Below are 17,724 nucleotides of genomic sequence, written 5' to 3'. Positions count from 1 at the left end.
GCTTCCAACATGAATCCTTACATTGTTACCCCTGACCTGAATGGGGAAGGTCTGCACATTGGTATTGTGCGTGCGCGTTTTAATGAATCCATCGGTCTGACCGAGTTGGAAGCCTGCTTGAAAGAGCTGGAAGCTTTGGGTGTAGACGAGCGCGACGTGACCGTTCTGTCCGTCCCCGGTGCGCTGGAACTGGGCATTACCCTGGGCCAGATGGCTGAAACCGGCGAATTTGATGCCCTGATCGCTCTGGGTGCTGTTATCCGCGGTGACACCTACCACTTTGAAGTGGTCAGCAATGAAAGCGCTTCGGCCATTACTCAAGTCTCCCTGGCAACCGGTATTCCTGTTGCCAACGGTGTACTGACCACCAACACAGATGAACAAGCCGAGATTCGTGCTGCTGAAAAAGGTCGCGATTGCGCCCGTACAGCGGTCGAGCTGGGCAATCTTATCGCCGTCCTCGAACCCGAGCTGGACGACGATGAGGACGAAGATTACGAGGACGAAGATCTTGACGACGACAAATAAAGTCCCGGCCAGCAAGGCCAACGGACGATCCGCGCGCCGCCGCTCGCGCGAATTTGCCCTGCAGGGCATCTACTCCTGGCTGTTGCGAGGTGCTGATGGCCTGCAGGAAGCCACCTCCATCGACGCCCATATCCGGGGCGACGAGGAGTTTGGCGAAGCCGACGCAGCCTGGTTCAAAACCTTGCTGTTCGGCGTCATGCGCGAAGCCCCTGTGCTGCGCGAACGCTTTTTGCCGTATGTGGATCGTCCTTTGGAAGAGCTCTCTCCCATCGAACACGGCATCTTGCTGATTGGCAGCTACGAACTGGTGCATCACGTTGAAGTGCCTTACCGCGTAGCCATTAACGAAGCCGTTGAACTGGCCAAGTCCTTTGGCGGTACCGACGGTTTCAAATTCGTGAACGGCGTGCTGGACAAACTGGCCGCCGACGTACGCGCACCTGAAGTTGCCAAGCAGGCCCGCCGCTAAAACGGGGCGTGCCGTGCTGAACGAGTTCGGTCTTATCCAGCAGTATTTCAATCGTCCCGCTCCCGAAGGCTATTTGGGAGTGGGCGACGACTGCGCCCTTTTTACTCCAACACCCGGCTGGCAACTGGCCAGCAGCGTGGATCTATTGATCGAAGGGCAACATTTCTTTCCCGATGTGGACCCCTTTCTCTTGGGGCACAAGGCGCTGGCCGTGAACCTGTCGGACCTGGGCGCCATGGGGGCCAAGCCACGAGCCTGCCTTCTGGCTTTGTCCATGCCCGAAGTCCGGCCCGAGTGGCTGGCCGCATTCTCCAAAGGTTTGTTTGAACTGGCCGATCAGGCGCAATGCCCCTTGATCGGTGGCGATACCACGCGCAGCAAGCAAGGGGTGGTCATCAGCATTACGGTGCTGGGTGAAGTCCCGGTGCGGCAGGCCTTGCAACGCAGTGCGGCTCAAGCTGGTGACGACATCTGGTTGACGGGGACGTTGGGGGCGGCAGACATTGCCTTGCGCCTCCTGCAAGGTCGACTGGCTGCGGACCCGGATCGTCTGGCTGCCAGCCGCCCAGCCTTGGAACAGCCCTGGCCGCCTTACCGCCTGGGCCATGCCCTGGCAGGTTTGGCTCATGCTGCCATTGATGTGTCTGATGGCCTGGTTCAAGACCTGGGCCATATCGCCAAAGCCAGCCAATGTGCCGCCCATCTGGATTGGGACGCCTTGCCGCTGGATCCTTCCTTAAATGGGTTGCCTGCCGAGCTGCAACGCGAAGCGGTTCTGGTTGGTGGTGACGTTTTTCAATTGTGTTTTACGGGGGCTCCCCAACAACGGGAGTCCATCATGGCGCTGGCCCAGCGCGAAGGCGTGCAGCTTAGCCGTATTGGCTCCATGCACGCTGGTAGCGGGGTGTACGTGCGTGATCAACAGGGTCTGCATCCTGCCCCTGCCCAGGGCGGTTTCGATCATTTTGGTGGCTGAGTCTGTGTCATGAGCACATTTCCTGATCCTTCCTTGAATCCCATTCAACGTCCTACCCTGGATTGGGTGGTGAAAAAGCCCTGGCGCCTGATTGCCTTTGGCGGCGGTACCGGCGTATTGCGTCCGGGGCCGGGTACCTGGGGCACGGTGCTGGCCTGGGTCTTGTGGGTCTTGGGTCTGCATGTGCTGACCGACACGCAAATGGCCATTTTCTTGCCACTTACCTTTTTCATTGGCTGCTGGGCTTGCCACCGCACGGGCTACGACCTGGGCGTGTCCGATCACAGCGGCATGAATTGGGATGAGATGGTCGCCTTCTGGCTGGTGCTGTGGCTGATTCCGCAGACCTGGCTTGCACAGGGCATCGCATTCGTTTTATTTCGTTTCTTTGATATTCTCAAACCACCGCCAATCCGCTATTTTGATCGTCGTCTGCATAATGGTTTTGGCGTTATGTGGGACGATCTCCTGGCGGCAGGCTATACCTTGTTGCTGATGGCTGTCTTGGTACGTTTTGGAGTGTTCTCATGAGCGATTACGAGCATGGCAATGCCGCCCTGGCCCTGGGGCGAGCCCTTAAAGATCGCGGCTGGATGGTGGCCTGCGCCGAGTCATGTACGGGTGGCCTGCTGGCTGCTGCCCTGACGGACCTGCCCGGCTCCAGCGCCTGGTTCGAGCGCGGTCTGGTCACTTACAGCAATAAGGCCAAGGTTCAGGAACTGGGCGTGAACCAGGACACCCTGGATCGTTTTGGCGCGGTCAGCGAGGAAACCGCCATGGAAATGGCGGCGGGTGCGCTGGAAGCCACTGCAGATGCGGAACTGGCTATTTCCACGACCGGCATTGCCGGTCCGGATGGAGCCACGGCGGGCAAGCCGGTTGGCCTGGTGTGCTTCGGTTTTGCACAGCGCCGGGGTGATGGCATTGTGACCCGCGCCTCTGCTCGTATCTTTGATGGAGACCGGACCCAAATCCGTCAGCAGGCCGTGGAATACGCCTTGGCCAGTGCGCTGACCATGCTCAATCCCGCCTGATTGCTCAGGCCGGTAACATCAAACCCAGCTGCCTGGCGCTCGAACGTAGTTCGGGCAGGCAGCGCTGGATCAGCTTTTCTTCCGTATCCTGCCAGTCCTTGATGCTGATGCTCATTCCGGCTACAACGCGCCCGCTGGCACTGCGCACGGGTACGCCAATGGCCGTTAGACCCAGTTCCAGTTCTTCCTTGATCAAGGAATAATCCTTTTCCTGTACCTGCTTTAATTCGCGCAGCAAAGCCTCGCGAGTATGGGCGGTGTATTGCGTCATGATCTTGAAGGGAGCCAGCTCCAGGTAGGCATCCAGCCTGCTTTGCGGCAACTGCGACAGCATCATTCGCCCGATAGAGGTGCAGTGAGCAGGCAGGCGGCTACCCAAGCCTAAAGACACAGTCAGTACACGCTGTCGTTGGGCGCGTGCCAGATACAGAATTTCGTCTCCATCCAGCAAGGCCAGTGCACAGGTTTCACCGACGCGGTCACTCAGGTCGTCCAGTATGGGCTGGGCCAGACTGACGATGGAGGTCGAAGAAAAGTAGGCATGGCCCAGCTGCAAAATCGCCGGACGCAGCTTCCAGAACGGACCTTCCTGCTCTGCATAGCCCAGGGCTTGCAGCGTGTAGAGGCAGCGCTGCACCACCGCCCGTGCCAGACCCGTTTTCAGGGCAATTTCTGCGGCCCGCAATGGGCGTCTTCTATCTGAAAAAGCCGTAATCACCTGCAAACCACGGGCTAGCGATTGCATGTAATCCGGGTCGCCTTTGTAGCTGCTGGTGGCGGGGCCTGTCTCTTTATTTGTTGTCATGGCTCAGGAAGTGGCAAGGTCTAGTTTTGTTCGATTAACGAACTTGATGGGATTCACAAGAATTATCGATGATAAATTGTAAAAAAAACAAGACTTAGCAATTTAATAATCAAGTTCGATTATCGGACAAAATAAGTTTGGAGTGATGCATGAAAAAAATTCTAGCCCGTAAAGTGGCTCCTCTTCTGGCCGGAATGGGTTTGTTGTTTTGTTCCTTGGGCGCGCAAGCCGCGTATCCGGACAAGCCTATCCGTCTGGTTGTGCCCTTTACGCCGGGCGGTGTGACTGACGTGATTGCCCGAGGTGTCGCGCAGCAACTGTCCAAGGATCTGGGCCAGATCATCATTGTGGAAAACAAGCCCGGTGCCAGCGGCATTATCGCTACGGACTTCGTCGCGAAATCTGCCCCCGATGGCTATACCGTCCTGCTGGCTGCGGTTGGTCAGGCCGTGGTGAACAACCACCTTTACAAGAAACTGCCTTACGATCCGGCGCAGGATCTGGCCGCTGTTTCTCTGGTGGCGGAAGGGCAGAACGTGCTGGTGGTGAACGCCAAGCAAAGCCCATTCAATACGGGCGAGGAGCTGATCAGTCATGCTCGCGCCAAGCCCGATGATCTGACTTACGCTTCCTTTGGTAATGGCTCGTCCTCGCACCTGTCGGCTGCCGCCTTTACCACGATGGCCAATATCGACGTCATCCACGCTCCTTACCGTGGCAGCGCACCTGCCATGACCGATCTGCTAGGTGGTCACATCTCCTTCATGTTCGACAGCATGGGCACCGCAATTACGCACATCAACGCCAATACTGTGCGTCCCCTGGCTGTGTCCGGTCCGGAGCGTTCCTCCTTGTTGCCAGAGGTTCCAACCTTTGCAGAGTTGGGCCTGAACCAGGGCTATAACGTGACAGCCTGGTTTGGTTTCCACGTCAGCAGCGGCACGCCTACTGAAATTATTGATCGCCTGAGCCAGGCCATGAAAACCGTCAGCGAGAACAGCGAGTTTGTTGAAACCTTCCGTCGTCAGGGCGTGGACATCATTTCCTCCACCCCTGCCGAGTACGCCGAGTTCCTGCGTCAGGAAGACGAGAAATTGGGCAGCCTGATCAAGCAAGCCAATATCACGCTGGACTAATTGTTTTTGAATGGAGCACTGTAACGTGAGCGATCAGCACGCCTCGCAGGCGACGCGTCCTGCCCCTTTGGATGGTATCCGGGTTCTGGATCTGACACGCATTCTGGCTGGCCCATGGTGCACACAGAACCTGGCCGACCTGGGGGCCAATGTCTACAAGATAGAGCGACCCGAAACCGGCGACGATACCCGCGCCTGGGGCCCGCCCTTTTTGCAGACACCTGAAAAGGAAGATACGGCTGAAGCGGCCTATTACTTGTCGGCCAACCGTAACAAGCAGTCGATCAGCCTGGACATTGCCAGCCAGGAAGGGGCGGATGTGGTGCGTGCCATGGCGCGGGAATGCGACATTCTGGTGGAGAACTTCAAGGTGGGTGGTCTGGCTAAATACGGCCTGGACTACGCCAGCTTGAAAGAGATCAACCCTCGCCTGATTTATTGCTCGATTACCGGCTTTGGTCAGACAGGCCCTTATGCCGAGCGTCCGGGTTATGACTTCATGATCCAGGCCATGGGCGGCATGATGAGTCTGACGGGCGAACGTGATGACAAGCCCGGCGGTGGTCCTCAGAAAGCGGGGGTTGCCGTCGCGGACTTGATGACGGGCATGTATGCCACCAGCAGCATTCTGGCCGCCTTGTTTGAACGCTCACGCAGTGGTTTGGGGCAGCATATCGACATTGCCTTGCTGGACTGTCAGGTAGCCATGCTGGCGAACCAGAACATGAATTATCTGGTCAGTGGGCAGGCACCGAAGCGAGCCGGTAATGCACATCAGAATCTGGTGCCGTATCAGGTGTTCCCGACGGCAGATGGTCACATTATTGTGGCTATCGGCAATAACCGTCAGTTCGCGGCTTATTGCGAAGCAATTGGACACCCGGAAATTGTTGAGGATTCGCGTTTCAACATTAACAGTCAGCGGGTCAAGCACCGGGATGAGCTGGAGCAGATTCTGAGCGTCGCGATGCAACAGCATCCTAGCGCTTACTGGCTGGAAACGCTGGACAAGATTGGCGTGCCAGCTGGACCTATCAATGATCTGCACGGCGTGTTCTCGCACCCGCAGGTTCAGGCCCGGAATATGCGTATCGAGCTGGACCATAGTCAGGCTGGCAAGGTCAGCATGACGGCCAGCCCCATGCGCTTTTCAGATAGCCCGGTGTCCTACCGTATGGCTCCGCCACAATTGGGCGAGCATACCGAGCAGGCGCTGGAGAGTTTGCTGGGAGCCGATAGCCCGGAGCTGAAGCAGTGGCGCAACCGGAACCAGGCTTGAGCAGGGTTAAAAGCCGAAGCCAAACCAGAATTTGAACCAGTGTCAGAGTCGAGGCGCAGGCCTAGTTTAGCGTATGGACTTGTGGCAGAAGTAGTGTCTGATTGACACCGCCCCTGCTACCTGAAATACAGGTCAGATCCTGGCCTAGGCCTCGTGACTCAGTAGGGGGAAGCTGCTTCTTACGCTTAAGGCTCAACTGAGCCTGAGCGGGTCCTATCGGTCATAGCTTAATAAATAAGAAGCCCCACTCACTTTGGATTGAATCCAAGTGAGTGGGGCTTTCTTGTATCTACACTAATTGCTGTCGCTGTCGCTGTCGCTGTCGCTGTCGCTGTCGCTGTCGCTGTCGCTGTCGCTGTCGCTGTCGCTGTCGCGATCCCCGGACTTGTTCGACAAGCCGGGAGGGCCATCAATCAACGCTGCTTGTTGCGCGCATCATTAATCGCATTGCGCGTAGCAATCGCTGCTGCTTGTGCCGCATCACGCCAGTCATCGCCACGGCTGGCGTACAGAATGGCGCGCGACGAGTTGATCATCATGCCGTTACCGTGCGAGTCCATACCAGCAGCAACGGTGGCGACCACATCGCCACCTTGTGCGCCAATGCCGGGCACCAGCAAAGGCATATCGCCAATACGGGCACGTACCTTGCCAATTTCCTCGGGGAAGGTTGCGCCCACCACCAAAGCACATTGGCCGTTTGTATTCCATTTCTCTGCCACCAGGCTGGCTACGTGCAGGTACAACGGGGTACCGTCGGCCATCTCCATGAATTGCAGGTCCGAGCCACCAGGGTTGGAGGTGCGGCACAGCACGATCACGCCCTTGTCCTTGTGCTCCAGATACGGCTCTACCGAGTCAAAGCCCATGTAAGGGCTGACGGTGACGGCATCTGCACGGTAGCGCTCAAAGGCTTCGCGTGCGTACTGCTCGGCTGTCGAACCCACGTCGCCACGCTTGGCATCGAGCACGATGGGCAGGTGAGGGTAGCGGCTGCGAATGTAGTCGCACAGGTCTTGCAACTGATCCTCGGCACCCTGAGCGGCAAAGTAGGCAATCTGTGGTTTGATGCCGCAGGTGTAGTCGGCGGTGACGTCCACAATCGCTTTGCAGAACTCATAAATCGCGCCGGGTTTGCTGGCCAGCTCCAAAGGCAGGCGGGCAGGGTCTGGGTCCAGACCCACCATCAGCATGGATTGGTTGTCCGTCCAGGCACGGTTCAGTTTTTCTATGAATGTCATGGGAATCAGGAAAGTAAACGGCTATACAAAAAGCTGAGCCAGACGGCACCAGCAAAAATAAGGGACAGCAGCACGGCAGCACTGGCCAGATCCTTGGCCCGCCCGATCAAGGGGTGGTGCTCCAGGGTAATCGTGTCGGCCAGGGCCTCCAGGGCCGAGTTCAGCAGCTCCACCACCAGCACAAAGACTAGTGTGCCCAGCAGGACCAGAATCTCCGCCGGGGTTTGCCCCAGCCAGAATGCCAGTGGCGTCAGGATGACAGCCAGCGCCAGTTCCTGGCGAAAGGCAGCCTCATGGCGCAGAGCAGCGGCCAGGCCCTGGCTGGAGTAGCGCAGGGCATTGAACAGGCGGCCAACACCGCCTTTGCTTTTGAATGGAGAGTCTGACATGAAGGACGCTGCAGATTGAAGTGCCCTGATTATAGGGGTTTGCTTGGGCGAAAAAAAACCGGATGGAAAAATCCATCCGGTTTTTGTACTAAAAGCGTGGCGATCAGGGCAGAAGTGATCAATTTCCGCCCGGATCGGGGTGCTGATAAGTGGCTTAGAAGCCGCCCATACCACCCATGCCGCCCATGCCACCCATGTCAGGCATGGCTGGAGCAGGTTTGTCTTCCACGATTTCGGTCACGGCCACTTCGGTGGTCAGCAACAGGCTGGCGATCGAAGCTGCGTTTTGCAGGGCAGTGCGAGTCACCTTGGTTGGGTCCAGAACGCCTTGCTCGACCAGGTCACCGTATTCGCCAGTAGCAGCGTTGTAACCGTAGGTGCCGGTGCCGCTGGCCACTTGGTTAACAACCACGCTGGCTTCTTCGCCGGCGTTGGAAACGATGGTGCGCAAAGGAGCTTCGATAGCACGCAGGATCAGCTTGATACCGGCGTCTTGGTCGGTGTTGTCGCCTTTCAGTTGGGCAACAGCTGCGCGGGCACGAATCAGAGCAACGCCACCGCCAGGAACGATACCTTCTTCGACGGCTGCGCGAGTAGCGTGCAGGGCGTCTTCAACGCGGGCTTTCTTCTCTTTCATTTCGACTTCGGTGGCAGCACCAACGCGAATCACGGCAACACCGCCAGCCAGCTTGGCCACGCGCTCTTGCAGTTTTTCACGGTCGTAGTCGGAAGTGGACTCGTCGATCTGAACGCGGATTTGTTTCACGCGAGCTTCGATGTCGGTGCCGTTGCCAGCGCCGTCGATGATCGTGGTGTTTTCTTTGGCCACTTCAATGCGCTTGGCCTGACCCAGGTCGTCCAGAGTCGCTTTTTCCAGGGACATACCGGTTTCTTCGGAGATCACGGTACCGCCAGTCAGGATAGCGATGTCTTCCAGCATGGCTTTGCGACGATCGCCAAAGCCAGGAGCTTTAACGGCGGTAGTCTTCAGAATGCCACGGATGTTGTTCACAACCAGAGTAGCCAGGGCTTCGCCTTCCACATCTTCAGCAACGATCAGCAAAGGACGGCTGGTCTTGGCAACTTGCTCCAGTACGGGCAGCAGGTCACGGATGTTGGAGATTTTCTTGTCGAAAATCAGAACAAACGGATCGTCCAGAACAGCAACTTGCTTGTCAGCGTTGTTGATGAAGTAAGGGGACAGGTAGCCGCGGTCAAACTGCATACCTTCGACCACGTCCAGTTCGTTTTCCAGGGACTTGCCGTCTTCAACGGTAATCACGCCTTCTTTGCCCACTTTGTCCATGGCATTGGCGATGATCTCACCAATGGAGTGGTCGCTGTTGGCGGAAATGGAACCGACCTGAGCAATTTCTTTGCTGGTGGTGCAAGGACGGGACAGTTGACGCAGTTCGTCAACCACAACGCCAACAGCCTTGTCGATACCGCGCTTCAGGTCCATTGGGTTGATGCCTGCGGCAACAAACTTCAGGCCTTCTTCAACGATGGCTTGGGCCAGCACAGTAGCGGTAGTGGTACCGTCACCGGCGTTGTCGGAAGTCTTGGAAGCAACTTCTTTAACCAGTTGAGCACCGATGTTCTCGAACTTGTCTTTCAGTTCGATTTCTTTGGCAACGGACACACCGTCTTTAGTAACGGTAGGAGCGCCGAAAGAGCGGTCCAGAACAACGTTACGGCCTTTGGGGCCCATGGTGGTCTTAACAGCGTTAGCCAGAATATTGACGCCGCGTACGATGCGGGTACGTGCGTCGTCGCCGAAGTAAACTTGTTTTGCGGTCATGGTTTGAATCCTATTGAATTTTCGTTGGCGGTACTTATTCGATCACGGCGAAGATTTCTTCTTCGCGGATCACCAGCAGCTCTTCGCCGTCGATCTTGACGGCCTGGCCGGAGTATTTGCCAAACAGAACTTTGTCGCCGACCTTCAGATCCAGCGCCAGAACCTTGCCGTCCTCGGTTTTCTTACCGGGGCCAACGGCCAGGATTTCGCCTTGATCGGGCTTTTCAGTCGCGCTCTCGGGGATAACGATACCGGAAGCGGTGGTGCGTTCGTTGTCCAGACGCTTGACGATCACACGATCGTTCAAAGGACGCAGTGCCATGGAGAAACTCCTGTTTAAAGATGACTTTAGTTGTTGGTCCGATTGTGGGGGCGAGGCGTTTTAGCACTCAACCCCTTCGAGTGCTAATTATAGGGACGACTTTTCTAATTTCAAGAGCACCAGGGTCAGGCTGTTACATATTTGTCCTGGGGCGTGAAGTAGGGGGGAGGGAAACGCCGGGTTCTGGTGCGTGTCTGAACTTGGGCTCACATTCATAAGGCAAGCTCAGTTAAGCTGGGCGCTTTCGATCATGAGCGGTCGGGCATGATCGAACGCCAGGCTTTCTTTTGTCTAAAGAGATTTCCACGAAAACCAGCGCAATGTCCAACTTCAACCTATTCAATGTCTTTCTCCAACGCTGGGGGGCTCAGGCCGCTGGCAAGCCTTTCAGCACTGCGACCAGCGATCTGATGCCCGTGCGGCTGACCGGGAAGTTGGAGGGGCAGCCGGCGATGATCAAAATCACACGAGATCTTGATGAGCGTATCGGCGGCCAAGTGCTGCAATGGTGGGCTGGCGATGGCGCGGCGCATGTATATGCGCTGGACCCAGACTCTGGAGCGTTGCTGATGGAGCGTGCAACGGGCTCCAGGGACTTATTGCGCATGGCTTTAGAAGGGGAAGATGATGCAGCGACGACCTGTATCTGCCGTGCCCTTGAACAATTGCATTCAAACCGACCTTCGGCCCCACCTGACAATTTGCGCCCCCTGAGCGATTTTTTTGAATCGCTGGCACCGATGGCGCAGCAAGAGGGCGGTCTGATGGCTGAATGCGCACTAGTGGCCAATGAGCTGCTGCGAGATCAGCGTGATCAGGTCGTTCTGCACGGGGATGCGCACCATAGCAACATTCTTGATTTCGATCAGCTTGGATGGCTGGCAATAGATCCCAAGCGCGTCACTGGTGAGCGCTATTACGACTACGTAAATGTGCTGTGCAACCCTGATCTTAAAACGAGCACTGATCCAGCGCGCTTTGCACGGCAGTTGTCGGTAGTCATCGAGGTTGCAGGACTGGAGCGTCAACGCTTGCTCAGATGGGTGATGGCGCATGCGGCCCTGTCAGCTGCCTGGTTTCTGGAGGATGGATTGCGCACCGAGGCCAATAAAGAGTTGGCCGTTGCGGATCTGGCTCGACAGGCCTTAGCTTGAGGGGTTCATCATTATTTCATTACCCGTACTCAAGGCGATCAGCTTGCTCATGGTGGTGAAGTTGCGTGTCGTCGCAACGACCTTGAGCTTTCTCTCGATGAAATTATTGTTGGCTTTCAGGTCTCGATACCGGGTTGCGCACACTATATAGACGATGTCATCAATGATGCGGACCTGATCCGGTGCGTGTTCCAGGGCGTGGAAGGCATGGAGTAAGGCGCTGTCTGCTGGGGAGCGCAGCAGGGTGAAATATAGCTGGCTGGGGCTTTCGTCCTTGAAAGGATTGTTCGCCATCACCCGCATGAAATAAGTCGGTGTTCGGGCGATAACCTGAATATCTCCGCCCAGCTTGTTCTTGCCGGTAGGCATGAGGCCGCGCAATAAAAGAATCTGTGTATTCATGGTGTGTGCTGGCCGTGAGGTTGGGGTGTTGCCGTGCGGGCGGGAGTTTCAGTGCGCCATTTTATGCTGTGTTAAAAAACAGTAGTGAGTTTGGTTTTCAAGGCTCGTCAGTCTGCTCTGTGTGAGCATCACGGCTGGTTGGTGCAGATGTTGCGTCGGCGGTTTGGCGGTAATACGGACCCGGGCGCATGACGCCTTCGTGAGGAGCCTCATCAAAAAAACAGGCCGATTTCCCTAGGAATTCGGCCTGTTTCTTGTTGGGCTGATGGCATTTGAATGTGGCGAATTATTCAGCCTGGTGCAGTAGCCTGCAGATTGCTTAATCCGTCTTTACGTCGTTTATGCCCGTTTGCTCAAATCCGGTGCCGGTGTCGTTGGCAGCAAAGGATCAATCGCCCGGCAAAGAGCCAGCAACTGATCATCTGCACCGATACCCGCTTCAATCAGCATCCCCACCGGCAAACCGCCCGACAGACCGATAGGCAGGGAAATGCCCGGTGCGCCCAGGTTCGAACCCAAGTCGGTACGCGAGATGTAGGTGTTGAAGGTAGGCACTGCCTTGCCGTTCATCATGGTGCTTTCATCATCGCCAATCGGGCAGGCGGTCAGCGGGCTGGTCGGGAAGATCAAGCCACTGACATTGGACTGGCGCAGCAGGTCTGCATAGGCCTGTTGCATCAGGGGGCGGTTTACATTCAGCGCTTCTTCGTAGGCTTCCTGGCTGATGGTGTAGTCGCCCGTAATGGCGTCGAAAATCTCTTTCACATCGGGGCTGTGAATGCCCGCAATCAACTCGTCCAAGCTAATGTCGTACTTGTTTTCGGCCAGGTACAAAGGCAGGTTCTGCAAGGTTTCATACAGCACAATCGGCATGCCGACGCGGGCATTGATCTTCAGAACCGGAGACAGGTCTACATCGACCAGCGTGACACCGGCTTTTTGCAAATCATCCAGAAATGCCAGGGTCACGTCGGCCACACCGGCATCCATATCTTTCCAGAAGCTGTCACGGGGTACGCCCAGACGCAGTTCCTTCAAGGAAGGAGTGGCAATCACAGTAGGGGTCTTCTGGCAGAGCAGGCTGTCCAGCAAGCTGATGTCAGCCAGACTGCGAGTCATGGGGCCTGCTGTATCGCGGGTAGGGGACAAGGGCACAATGCCCTGGCCCGAATAACGGCCCACTGTAGGACGGAAACCGTACAGGCCGCAAAGCGCGGCAGGTAAACGCACCGAAGCGCCCGTATCCGTGCCCAAGCCAGCTGGAAACTGACGAGCTGCCACAACCGTTGCAGTGCCACCGGAAGAGCCGCCGGGAATACGACTTGGATCATAAGGGTTGCGACTGGGGCCCGTAGTGGCGTTATTGGTCGTAATCCCAAAAGCCAGTTCGTGCATCACGGACTTGGCGGGCAGCACGGCACCGGCCTTGCGCAATTGTGCGACTACATCTGCATCTTTCAGCGGCACGCGACCTTGCAGGGCGCCGGTGCTGGACGTGGTGGGCATGTCCGTGGTGTTCAGGTTGTCTTTCATCACCAAAGGCACGCCGTCCAGCGCCAAGGCTTCGCCACGGGCGCGGCGTGCATCAGACTGATCGGCCTGCTGGTAAAACAGCGCTGAATCCAAATGTGCCAGACCGCCCAAATGGGCCATTTCTTGTGATTGCTTGAGCAGCTCGTCGGCAATCTCACGGGCGCTGAACTGGCTTTTTTCCAGACCTGCCAGCAGTTCGCTGGCGCTAAGTTCGGTAAGTGACATGGGGTCTCCTGGGGAGGCGTGAACGCCCCCGGCTTTTGCTGTGATAGTCCTATCAATCAGCCTCTAACGGGGCTGTCTTGAAAAAAGAGACTGTAAGGGTATCAGCAAGCAGGAGGAATAACTCAGGACGCCTTCCAAACGACCTTGTTGCGGCCAGCATGCTTGGCTTCGTACAAAAGCCGGTCAGCTTGCTCAATGGCCTGCTTGATGTCGCCATTGCTGTTTAGCTGAACCACACCGAAACTGGCCGTCAGCGTATGCGCCGTGGCGGGGATATGCAGATTCATCACACTGCTGCGCAAACGCTCGGCAACCAGCACGGCGGTATGCAAGCTGGTACTGCGTATCAGCAAGACAAACTCCTCGCCCCCAAAGCGGGCTGCCAAATCGTCCTGGCGAACCGTGCGAGCCAGTAAGGCCCCGAACTCCTTCAAGGCCCGATCGCCCGCTGCATGGCCCCAGGTGTCATTGACCATCTTGAAGTGGTCCAGATCGCAGGTCATGACCGCCCAACCACTATGACCATACAGTTCCAGGCGTTTTTTAACCTGCTCGAAAAATGCACGACGATTCAACAAACGGGTTAAAGGGTCCCGGCTGCGCTCATGATCCAGCGTCTGCACAATCGACATGGCGGTGCTGGTCAAAATAGCCAGCGCTACCCAGATGCTGATGAACATATTGGTTGCCAGCATCAAGAGCCATAAACCGGAGCGGGTCAGCTCTGGCTGCATCTCGTGAGGGATCAACGTGGCCAGCGCAAATACACGAACAAAGGCATAGAGCAAGGCCGTCAGGTAAGAGGCCCGCAACAGCGTTGCCAAAGGAATCGTGCGTGACCTGCCGGACAAGATCGACTTGATGGGCAAAGCAACCAACAAGGCCAGGCCCCAGTTCAGAATTTGTAAACGCAGCCAGAGATCATCATCAATCTGGGAAAAATAAAAAAGCAGCCCCAGCGTGACGAGGACGATTGCCCCAGCCAATCTGGGATGAGCACGTCCGCCAAAACGCAAGGCGACCCCATGAGACAAGGCCCAGACACCATATAAATACATAGCCGACAAGGGCAGAGTCCAGCGGGCGAGTTGCTCATTGGGCATCAGGCTATGGATCCCCATAGGAATAGCCGTGGAGATATACCCCGAGGCAATCCAGAGCAGGTAACGGTGATCGCGTAGACGGCTCCAGCAGTAAATCATCGCGATGCCCAGCAATGCCGCGCAGGCAGGGACGATCAGAACGAAATACTGGTTCGGAGAGGACACGGTGTGTTCGCGTGCATTAAGAAGAGTTGAAAACTGGCGTTACAACAATTGTAACGATATTGCTGCAGGGCAGACGCTTATCGATTGAGAACAAACAGTTTAATCAGAGAAAAGAGGAAGTTTTGATCTGCTTTATGAGCCGGTTTCCGTTAAGGGAAGGCTGCGCAGAATGAGAAGGACAGACAAGGGGAAGGATTGTTTACCTAAGCTAAACAAAAAATCAGGAATACTTTTCAAAACCACACCGAAAACAGACAGTTGAGACAGCCCACCTCCAACTGTATTTTTCATGGCAGGAAATTGAGCCACGAAAAATACCCCTGAATCCATCATCAATTAGCTCATAGAGCGGCATTACAGTTACGTTTCGCCCTCAAATTGCTCACGATGCCAGCCACTTGGAGCCCTGCCTGGGTGTCGGGGCGATTCGGAGGACTTGCCGCGGTCAGGAGATAGCGTAGGGGTGCAAGCGCCCTGTTGTTTGACCGGGGCGCTTGTGGTTCGTCCGGGGGACGAACCACCCCGGGAGTTCAGGGTGCGCCCGTAGCTATCTCCTGACAAGGGCACCGGTGCGCAGCACCGGCAAGTGCTCAGCCCGGACACCCAGGCAGGGCTCCAAGTGGCGTCTTTCTGCCAAGGTGGAGTACTGAACAAACAACATTACGCCAGCAAACGGCAAGGCAACCCAAGCGTTCTATTGGGTTGTTTAATTTCCGAGCTGACATATGACCTTAAAAAGACATATATCTTCTCTTACCTGCGTTTATTTTCAGAGCACCAGAACAGCAAAAAGAAGCGGGGGAGCGCTCAAACGGCCTCCCCCCATCTTCAAAACAGCCCGTCCGCAATTACTGCGCCGTCTCAACCAGCACCAGCTCAGCATCCTCCAGCGCCTGAACTTCCAGCGTCGTTTCATTGCGAATCGCCGCCCCATCACGGGCATTCAACTCCAGACCATTTACCGAAACCCGCCCTGTGGCAGGCACCAGATAAGCCAGATGCTCGGCAGGCAAAGACAGAGTCGTGCTTTGACCTTTCGTCAGGGTCGCTCCCAGCACACGGGCCTGGGCACGAATCGGCAAAGCCTCTGCGTCACCTTCAAAACCACTGGCCAGGGCCACAAACTGCCCCGAACGCTCATCCTTGGGGAAAGGCTTGGCACCCCAGGCTGGCGGTAAACCACGACGCTCTGGCTGAATCCAGATCTGGAAGATGCGTGTCGTACCATTTTCCAGGTTGTACTCCGCATGGCGAATACCCGTGCCGGCACTCATCACCTGCACATCACCGGCTTCAGTACGCCCCTTATTGCCCAAACTGTCCTGGTGGCTGATCGCCCCTTCACGCACATACGTAATGATCTCCATATCGGCATGATCGTGAGGTGGAAACCCGGTGTTGGACGCAATCGTGTCGTCATTCCAGACACGCAGGGCACCCCAGCTCATGCGAGCGGGATCGTAGTAATTAGCAAAAGAAAAATGGTGCTTGGCGTCCAGCCAGCCGTGGTTGGCGCCGCCCAGTTCATTAAAAGGCCGATGTTCAATCATGATGCGCTCCTTAATATTAGATACTAAAAAGAATTCTAGGCGTCTTGCTGATTGAATAAAATAGAATCAATAGCATAGAATTCATTCCAAAAACGACATGAAAACATTACCGGATCTACAAGCCTGGGCCATCTTTGCCACTGTGGCGGAAACCGGCTCCTTTGCCCAGGCAGCCGAAGTTCTGGGCCTGTCACAACCTACTGTCTCCAAGGCAATCACCCGGCTGGAAAAACAGCTGCATGTGTCCCTGTTCCACCGTACCTCCCGACGCCTGTCCCTGACAGAAACCGGGCAGGCCAGCCTGGAACAGGCCCAAGCCGTTCTGGCTGCCGGACAGAACGCGGAAGCCCTGGCACGCGACCAGAAAGAAAGCCTGCAGGGACGTATCAAGATTGCTGCCCCCATGTCCTTCGGGCTGGAGCATCTGGCCCCTTTGCTGCCCGCTTTCATGGAAAAGCACCCGGCCGTGCTGCTGGATCTGCACTTTAACGACGCTCAGGTCAACATCGTGGAACAAGGTTTCGACATGGCCTTGCGTATCTCGACCATGGATGATTCCAGCCTTCTGGTGCGCCGTCTGTGCAATTTGCGCCTGCGGCTGGTTGCCGCCCCCAGTTACCTGGCCAAGTACGGCAGACCCTCACACCCCAGCGACCTGGCTCAGCACATGAGCCTGCGCTACGCCTACGAGCGACGCGGCAGTGTCTGGCGCTTTCAGCAAGGGCAGGAGTATTACTCCCAAACCGTGCCCTGTGCTTTGCAAGTCAACAATGCCCAGGCCCTGATCCCACCCTTGCTTGAGGGCCTGGGGCTTAGCGTGCTGCCTCAATTCCTGCTGGGCGATATGGTCGAGCAAGGCCAGTTGGAAATCGTGTTACCGCAATGGGATTTGCCCAGCCTGACCTTGCATCTGCTGACGCCTCCGGGCCGCTCGCGCTCGGCTCGTGTGCAAGCTTTTATCGATTTTCTGGTCGCGGGATTTGAACAGGCAGCCTGGGCCGATACCGGCCAGTAAGAGACTGCTTACGTTTTGCCGCTAGACTGTCTGGTCCACGCTTGCTTTCTAGGAGATCACTATGGATACACGTCCTCCCTTGCCACCTTTCGATCTGGAGAGTGCCAGCCAGAAAGTGCGTGCCGCCGAGGATGCCTGGAATAGTCGTGACCCGGTCAAGGTTTCGCAGGCATATACCGTGGATACGCGCTGGCGCAATCGCAGCGAGTTTCCGCAGGGTCGAGATCAGGTTCAATCTTTTTTAGAACGCAAATGGCAAAAAGAGCGTGAATACCGCTTGATTAAAGAAATCTGGGCCTGGCATGAAAATAGAATTGCCGTGCGTTTTGCTTATGAATGGCAAGATGAATACGGTCAGTGGTGGCGCAGTTACGGAAATGAAAATTGGGAATTTGACGAGCATGGCTATATGGCGGTGCGCCATGCCAGCATTAACGATGTGGCAATTACAGAATCCGAACGCAAGTTCCGTTGGCCCTTGGGGCGGCGCCCCGATGAGCATCCGGGTTTGAGTGATCTTGGCCTTTAATTAAACCTGGGTGGCTGATCCTGGATACGCTCAGATTGCGGTGGTTCGGGACGAATACGCCACCACAG

Annotated in this window: 21 protein-coding genes; 10 read left to right on the top strand and 11 right to left on the bottom strand. The window is 56.3% G+C overall.

The window, feature by feature from the left end:
• The first annotated feature begins 9 nt into the window (after nt 1–9).
• From ribH to NBV64_RS14940, 5 genes are read left to right on the top strand one after another with little or no spacing between them, the layout of a single operon-like run.
• The gene (gene ribH / locus NBV64_RS14960; RefSeq protein ID WP_009454781.1) at nt 10–528 is read left to right on the top strand and encodes a 6,7-dimethyl-8-ribityllumazine synthase; all 519 of its coding nucleotides are present in this window, start codon (nt 10–12) and stop codon (nt 526–528) included.
• Complete coding sequence (gene nusB, locus NBV64_RS14955; RefSeq protein WP_042488795.1) at nt 482–997, top strand: transcription antitermination factor NusB; 516 nt, start codon at nt 482–484, stop codon at nt 995–997. Before ribH ends, nusB begins: the two co-directional genes overlap by 47 nt.
• A gap of 13 nt (nt 998–1,010) precedes the next feature.
• Nucleotides 1,011–1,973 (top strand): thiamine-phosphate kinase, encoded by a 963-nt coding sequence (thiL, locus tag NBV64_RS14950; protein WP_250756043.1) that lies wholly within the window; start codon nt 1,011–1,013, stop codon nt 1,971–1,973.
• A gap of 9 nt (nt 1,974–1,982) precedes the next feature.
• Nucleotides 1,983–2,504: a phosphatidylglycerophosphatase A family protein gene (locus NBV64_RS14945; RefSeq protein WP_009454786.1), complete on the top strand. Its 522-nt coding sequence runs from the start codon at nt 1,983–1,985 to the stop codon at nt 2,502–2,504.
• Nucleotides 2,501–3,007: a CinA family protein gene (locus NBV64_RS14940; RefSeq protein ID WP_250756042.1), complete on the top strand. Its 507-nt coding sequence runs from the start codon at nt 2,501–2,503 to the stop codon at nt 3,005–3,007. Before NBV64_RS14945 ends, NBV64_RS14940 begins: the two co-directional genes overlap by 4 nt.
• Nucleotides 3,008–3,011: 4 nt before the next feature.
• Here NBV64_RS14940 and NBV64_RS14935 read toward each other — a convergent pair whose 3' ends face one another.
• Complete coding sequence (locus NBV64_RS14935; RefSeq protein WP_022983221.1) at nt 3,012–3,812, bottom strand: IclR family transcriptional regulator domain-containing protein; 801 nt, start codon at nt 3,810–3,812, stop codon at nt 3,012–3,014.
• Between the two features lie 149 nt (nt 3,813–3,961).
• Here NBV64_RS14935 and NBV64_RS14930 point away from each other — a divergent pair, with 149 nt between their 5' ends.
• Nucleotides 3,962–4,948: a Bug family tripartite tricarboxylate transporter substrate binding protein gene (locus tag NBV64_RS14930; protein WP_009454792.1), complete on the top strand. Its 987-nt coding sequence runs from the start codon at nt 3,962–3,964 to the stop codon at nt 4,946–4,948.
• A gap of 25 nt (nt 4,949–4,973) precedes the next feature.
• The gene (locus NBV64_RS14925; protein WP_009454794.1) at nt 4,974–6,227 is read left to right on the top strand and encodes a CaiB/BaiF CoA transferase family protein; all 1,254 of its coding nucleotides are present in this window, start codon (nt 4,974–4,976) and stop codon (nt 6,225–6,227) included.
• A 294-nt stretch (nt 6,228–6,521) separates the two neighbouring features.
• Here the strand turns inward: NBV64_RS14925 and NBV64_RS19095 are convergent, their stop codons facing one another.
• From NBV64_RS19095 to NBV64_RS14905, 5 genes are all read right to left on the bottom strand, one after another.
• Nucleotides 6,522–6,644 (bottom strand): hypothetical protein, encoded by a 123-nt coding sequence (locus NBV64_RS19095; protein WP_274984783.1) that lies wholly within the window; start codon nt 6,642–6,644, stop codon nt 6,522–6,524.
• Nucleotides 6,641–7,468 carry an orotidine-5'-phosphate decarboxylase gene (gene pyrF / locus NBV64_RS14920; RefSeq protein WP_009454796.1) on the bottom strand — a complete coding sequence of 276 codons (828 nt, stop codon included), beginning with the start codon at nt 7,466–7,468 and terminating at the stop codon, nt 6,641–6,643. The genes NBV64_RS19095 and pyrF overlap by 4 nt, the downstream gene beginning before the upstream one ends.
• A gap of 5 nt (nt 7,469–7,473) precedes the next feature.
• On the bottom strand, nt 7,474–7,857 hold the full coding sequence (locus NBV64_RS14915) for a diacylglycerol kinase (RefSeq protein WP_009454798.1): 384 nt from the start codon (nt 7,855–7,857) through the stop codon (nt 7,474–7,476).
• Nucleotides 7,858–8,011: 154 nt separating this feature from the next.
• The gene (groL, locus tag NBV64_RS14910; protein WP_009454800.1) at nt 8,012–9,658 is read right to left on the bottom strand and encodes a chaperonin GroEL; all 1,647 of its coding nucleotides are present in this window, start codon (nt 9,656–9,658) and stop codon (nt 8,012–8,014) included.
• A 34-nt stretch (nt 9,659–9,692) separates the two neighbouring features.
• Nucleotides 9,693–9,980 carry a co-chaperone GroES gene (locus NBV64_RS14905; RefSeq protein WP_009454802.1) on the bottom strand — a complete coding sequence of 96 codons (288 nt, stop codon included), beginning with the start codon at nt 9,978–9,980 and terminating at the stop codon, nt 9,693–9,695.
• Nucleotides 9,981–10,267: 287 nt separating this feature from the next.
• Here NBV64_RS14905 and NBV64_RS14900 point away from each other — a divergent pair, with 287 nt between their 5' ends.
• Nucleotides 10,268–11,134, top strand: a complete 867-nt coding sequence (locus tag NBV64_RS14900) for an aminoglycoside phosphotransferase family protein (protein ID WP_250756041.1) — start codon at nt 10,268–10,270, stop codon at nt 11,132–11,134.
• Here the strand turns inward: NBV64_RS14900 and NBV64_RS14895 are convergent.
• The 5 genes from NBV64_RS14895 to NBV64_RS14875 form a co-directional block, all read right to left on the bottom strand.
• Nucleotides 11,126–11,536, bottom strand: coding sequence for a DUF1697 domain-containing protein (locus NBV64_RS14895; RefSeq protein ID WP_009454806.1), 411 nt, complete (start codon nt 11,534–11,536; stop codon nt 11,126–11,128). The two genes, NBV64_RS14900 and NBV64_RS14895, sit on opposite strands and share 9 nt — an antisense overlap.
• 339 nt (nt 11,537–11,875) lie before the next feature.
• Nucleotides 11,876–13,294, bottom strand: a complete 1,419-nt coding sequence (gene iaaH / locus NBV64_RS14890; protein ID WP_250756040.1) for an indoleacetamide hydrolase — start codon at nt 13,292–13,294, stop codon at nt 11,876–11,878.
• 122 nt (nt 13,295–13,416) lie between these two features.
• On the bottom strand, nt 13,417–14,562 hold the full coding sequence (locus NBV64_RS14885) for a GGDEF domain-containing protein (RefSeq protein WP_009454810.1): 1,146 nt from the start codon (nt 14,560–14,562) through the stop codon (nt 13,417–13,419).
• Nucleotides 14,563–14,694: 132 nt separating this feature from the next.
• Nucleotides 14,695–14,895 (bottom strand): hypothetical protein, encoded by a 201-nt coding sequence (locus tag NBV64_RS14880; RefSeq protein WP_009454811.1) that lies wholly within the window; start codon nt 14,893–14,895, stop codon nt 14,695–14,697.
• Nucleotides 14,896–15,410: 515 nt separating this feature from the next.
• Nucleotides 15,411–16,112: a pirin family protein gene (locus NBV64_RS14875; RefSeq protein ID WP_250756039.1), complete on the bottom strand. Its 702-nt coding sequence runs from the start codon at nt 16,110–16,112 to the stop codon at nt 15,411–15,413.
• 97 nt (nt 16,113–16,209) lie between these two features.
• Here NBV64_RS14875 and NBV64_RS14870 point away from each other — a divergent pair, with 97 nt between their 5' ends.
• On the top strand, nt 16,210–17,127 hold the full coding sequence (locus tag NBV64_RS14870; RefSeq protein ID WP_009454814.1) for a LysR family transcriptional regulator: 918 nt from the start codon (nt 16,210–16,212) through the stop codon (nt 17,125–17,127).
• A gap of 61 nt (nt 17,128–17,188) precedes the next feature.
• Nucleotides 17,189–17,656 (top strand): nuclear transport factor 2 family protein, encoded by a 468-nt coding sequence (locus NBV64_RS14865; protein ID WP_250756038.1) that lies wholly within the window; start codon nt 17,189–17,191, stop codon nt 17,654–17,656.
• The last annotated feature ends 68 nt before the right edge of the window (nt 17,657–17,724 follow it).

Origin of the sequence: Alcaligenes sp. DN25, from assembly GCF_023674485.1 — a bacterium.
In the GTDB taxonomy this organism is placed as follows: Bacteria; Pseudomonadota; Gammaproteobacteria; order Burkholderiales; family Burkholderiaceae_B; genus Alcaligenes; species Alcaligenes phenolicus.
This window is presented reverse-complemented; position numbering and strand designations above follow the sequence as displayed.

Bases quoted from the DNA above. Each gene is read 5' to 3' on its own strand.
- NBV64_RS14895 (WP_009454806.1), bottom strand. From the start codon at position 11,536: ATGAATACACAGATTCTTTTATTGCGCGGCCTCATGCCTACCGGCAAG.
- NBV64_RS14945 (WP_009454786.1), top strand. From the start codon at position 1,983: ATGAGCACATTTCCTGATCCTTCCTTGAATCCCATTCAACGTCCTACC.
- iaaH (WP_250756040.1), bottom strand. From the start codon at position 13,294: ATGTCACTTACCGAACTTAGCGCCAGCGAACTGCTGGCAGGTCTGGAA.
- NBV64_RS14905 (WP_009454802.1), bottom strand. From the start codon at position 9,980: ATGGCACTGCGTCCTTTGAACGATCGTGTGATCGTCAAGCGTCTGGAC.
- NBV64_RS14935 (WP_022983221.1), bottom strand. From the start codon at position 3,812: ATGACAACAAATAAAGAGACAGGCCCCGCCACCAGCAGCTACAAAGGC.
- nusB (WP_042488795.1), top strand. From the start codon at position 482: ATGAGGACGAAGATTACGAGGACGAAGATCTTGACGACGACAAATAAA.
- NBV64_RS14865 (WP_250756038.1), top strand. From the start codon at position 17,189: ATGGATACACGTCCTCCCTTGCCACCTTTCGATCTGGAGAGTGCCAGC.
- NBV64_RS14915 (WP_009454798.1), bottom strand. From the start codon at position 7,857: ATGTCAGACTCTCCATTCAAAAGCAAAGGCGGTGTTGGCCGCCTGTTC.
- NBV64_RS14880 (WP_009454811.1), bottom strand. From the start codon at position 14,895: ATGATGGATTCAGGGGTATTTTTCGTGGCTCAATTTCCTGCCATGAAA.
- NBV64_RS14875 (WP_250756039.1), bottom strand. From the start codon at position 16,112: ATGATTGAACATCGGCCTTTTAATGAACTGGGCGGCGCCAACCACGGC.
- NBV64_RS14870 (WP_009454814.1), top strand. From the start codon at position 16,210: ATGAAAACATTACCGGATCTACAAGCCTGGGCCATCTTTGCCACTGTG.
- groL (WP_009454800.1), bottom strand. From the start codon at position 9,658: ATGACCGCAAAACAAGTTTACTTCGGCGACGACGCACGTACCCGCATC.
- pyrF (WP_009454796.1), bottom strand. From the start codon at position 7,468: ATGACATTCATAGAAAAACTGAACCGTGCCTGGACGGACAACCAATCC.
- NBV64_RS14930 (WP_009454792.1), top strand. From the start codon at position 3,962: ATGAAAAAAATTCTAGCCCGTAAAGTGGCTCCTCTTCTGGCCGGAATG.
- NBV64_RS14940 (WP_250756042.1), top strand. From the start codon at position 2,501: ATGAGCGATTACGAGCATGGCAATGCCGCCCTGGCCCTGGGGCGAGCC.
- ribH (WP_009454781.1), top strand. From the start codon at position 10: ATGAATCCTTACATTGTTACCCCTGACCTGAATGGGGAAGGTCTGCAC.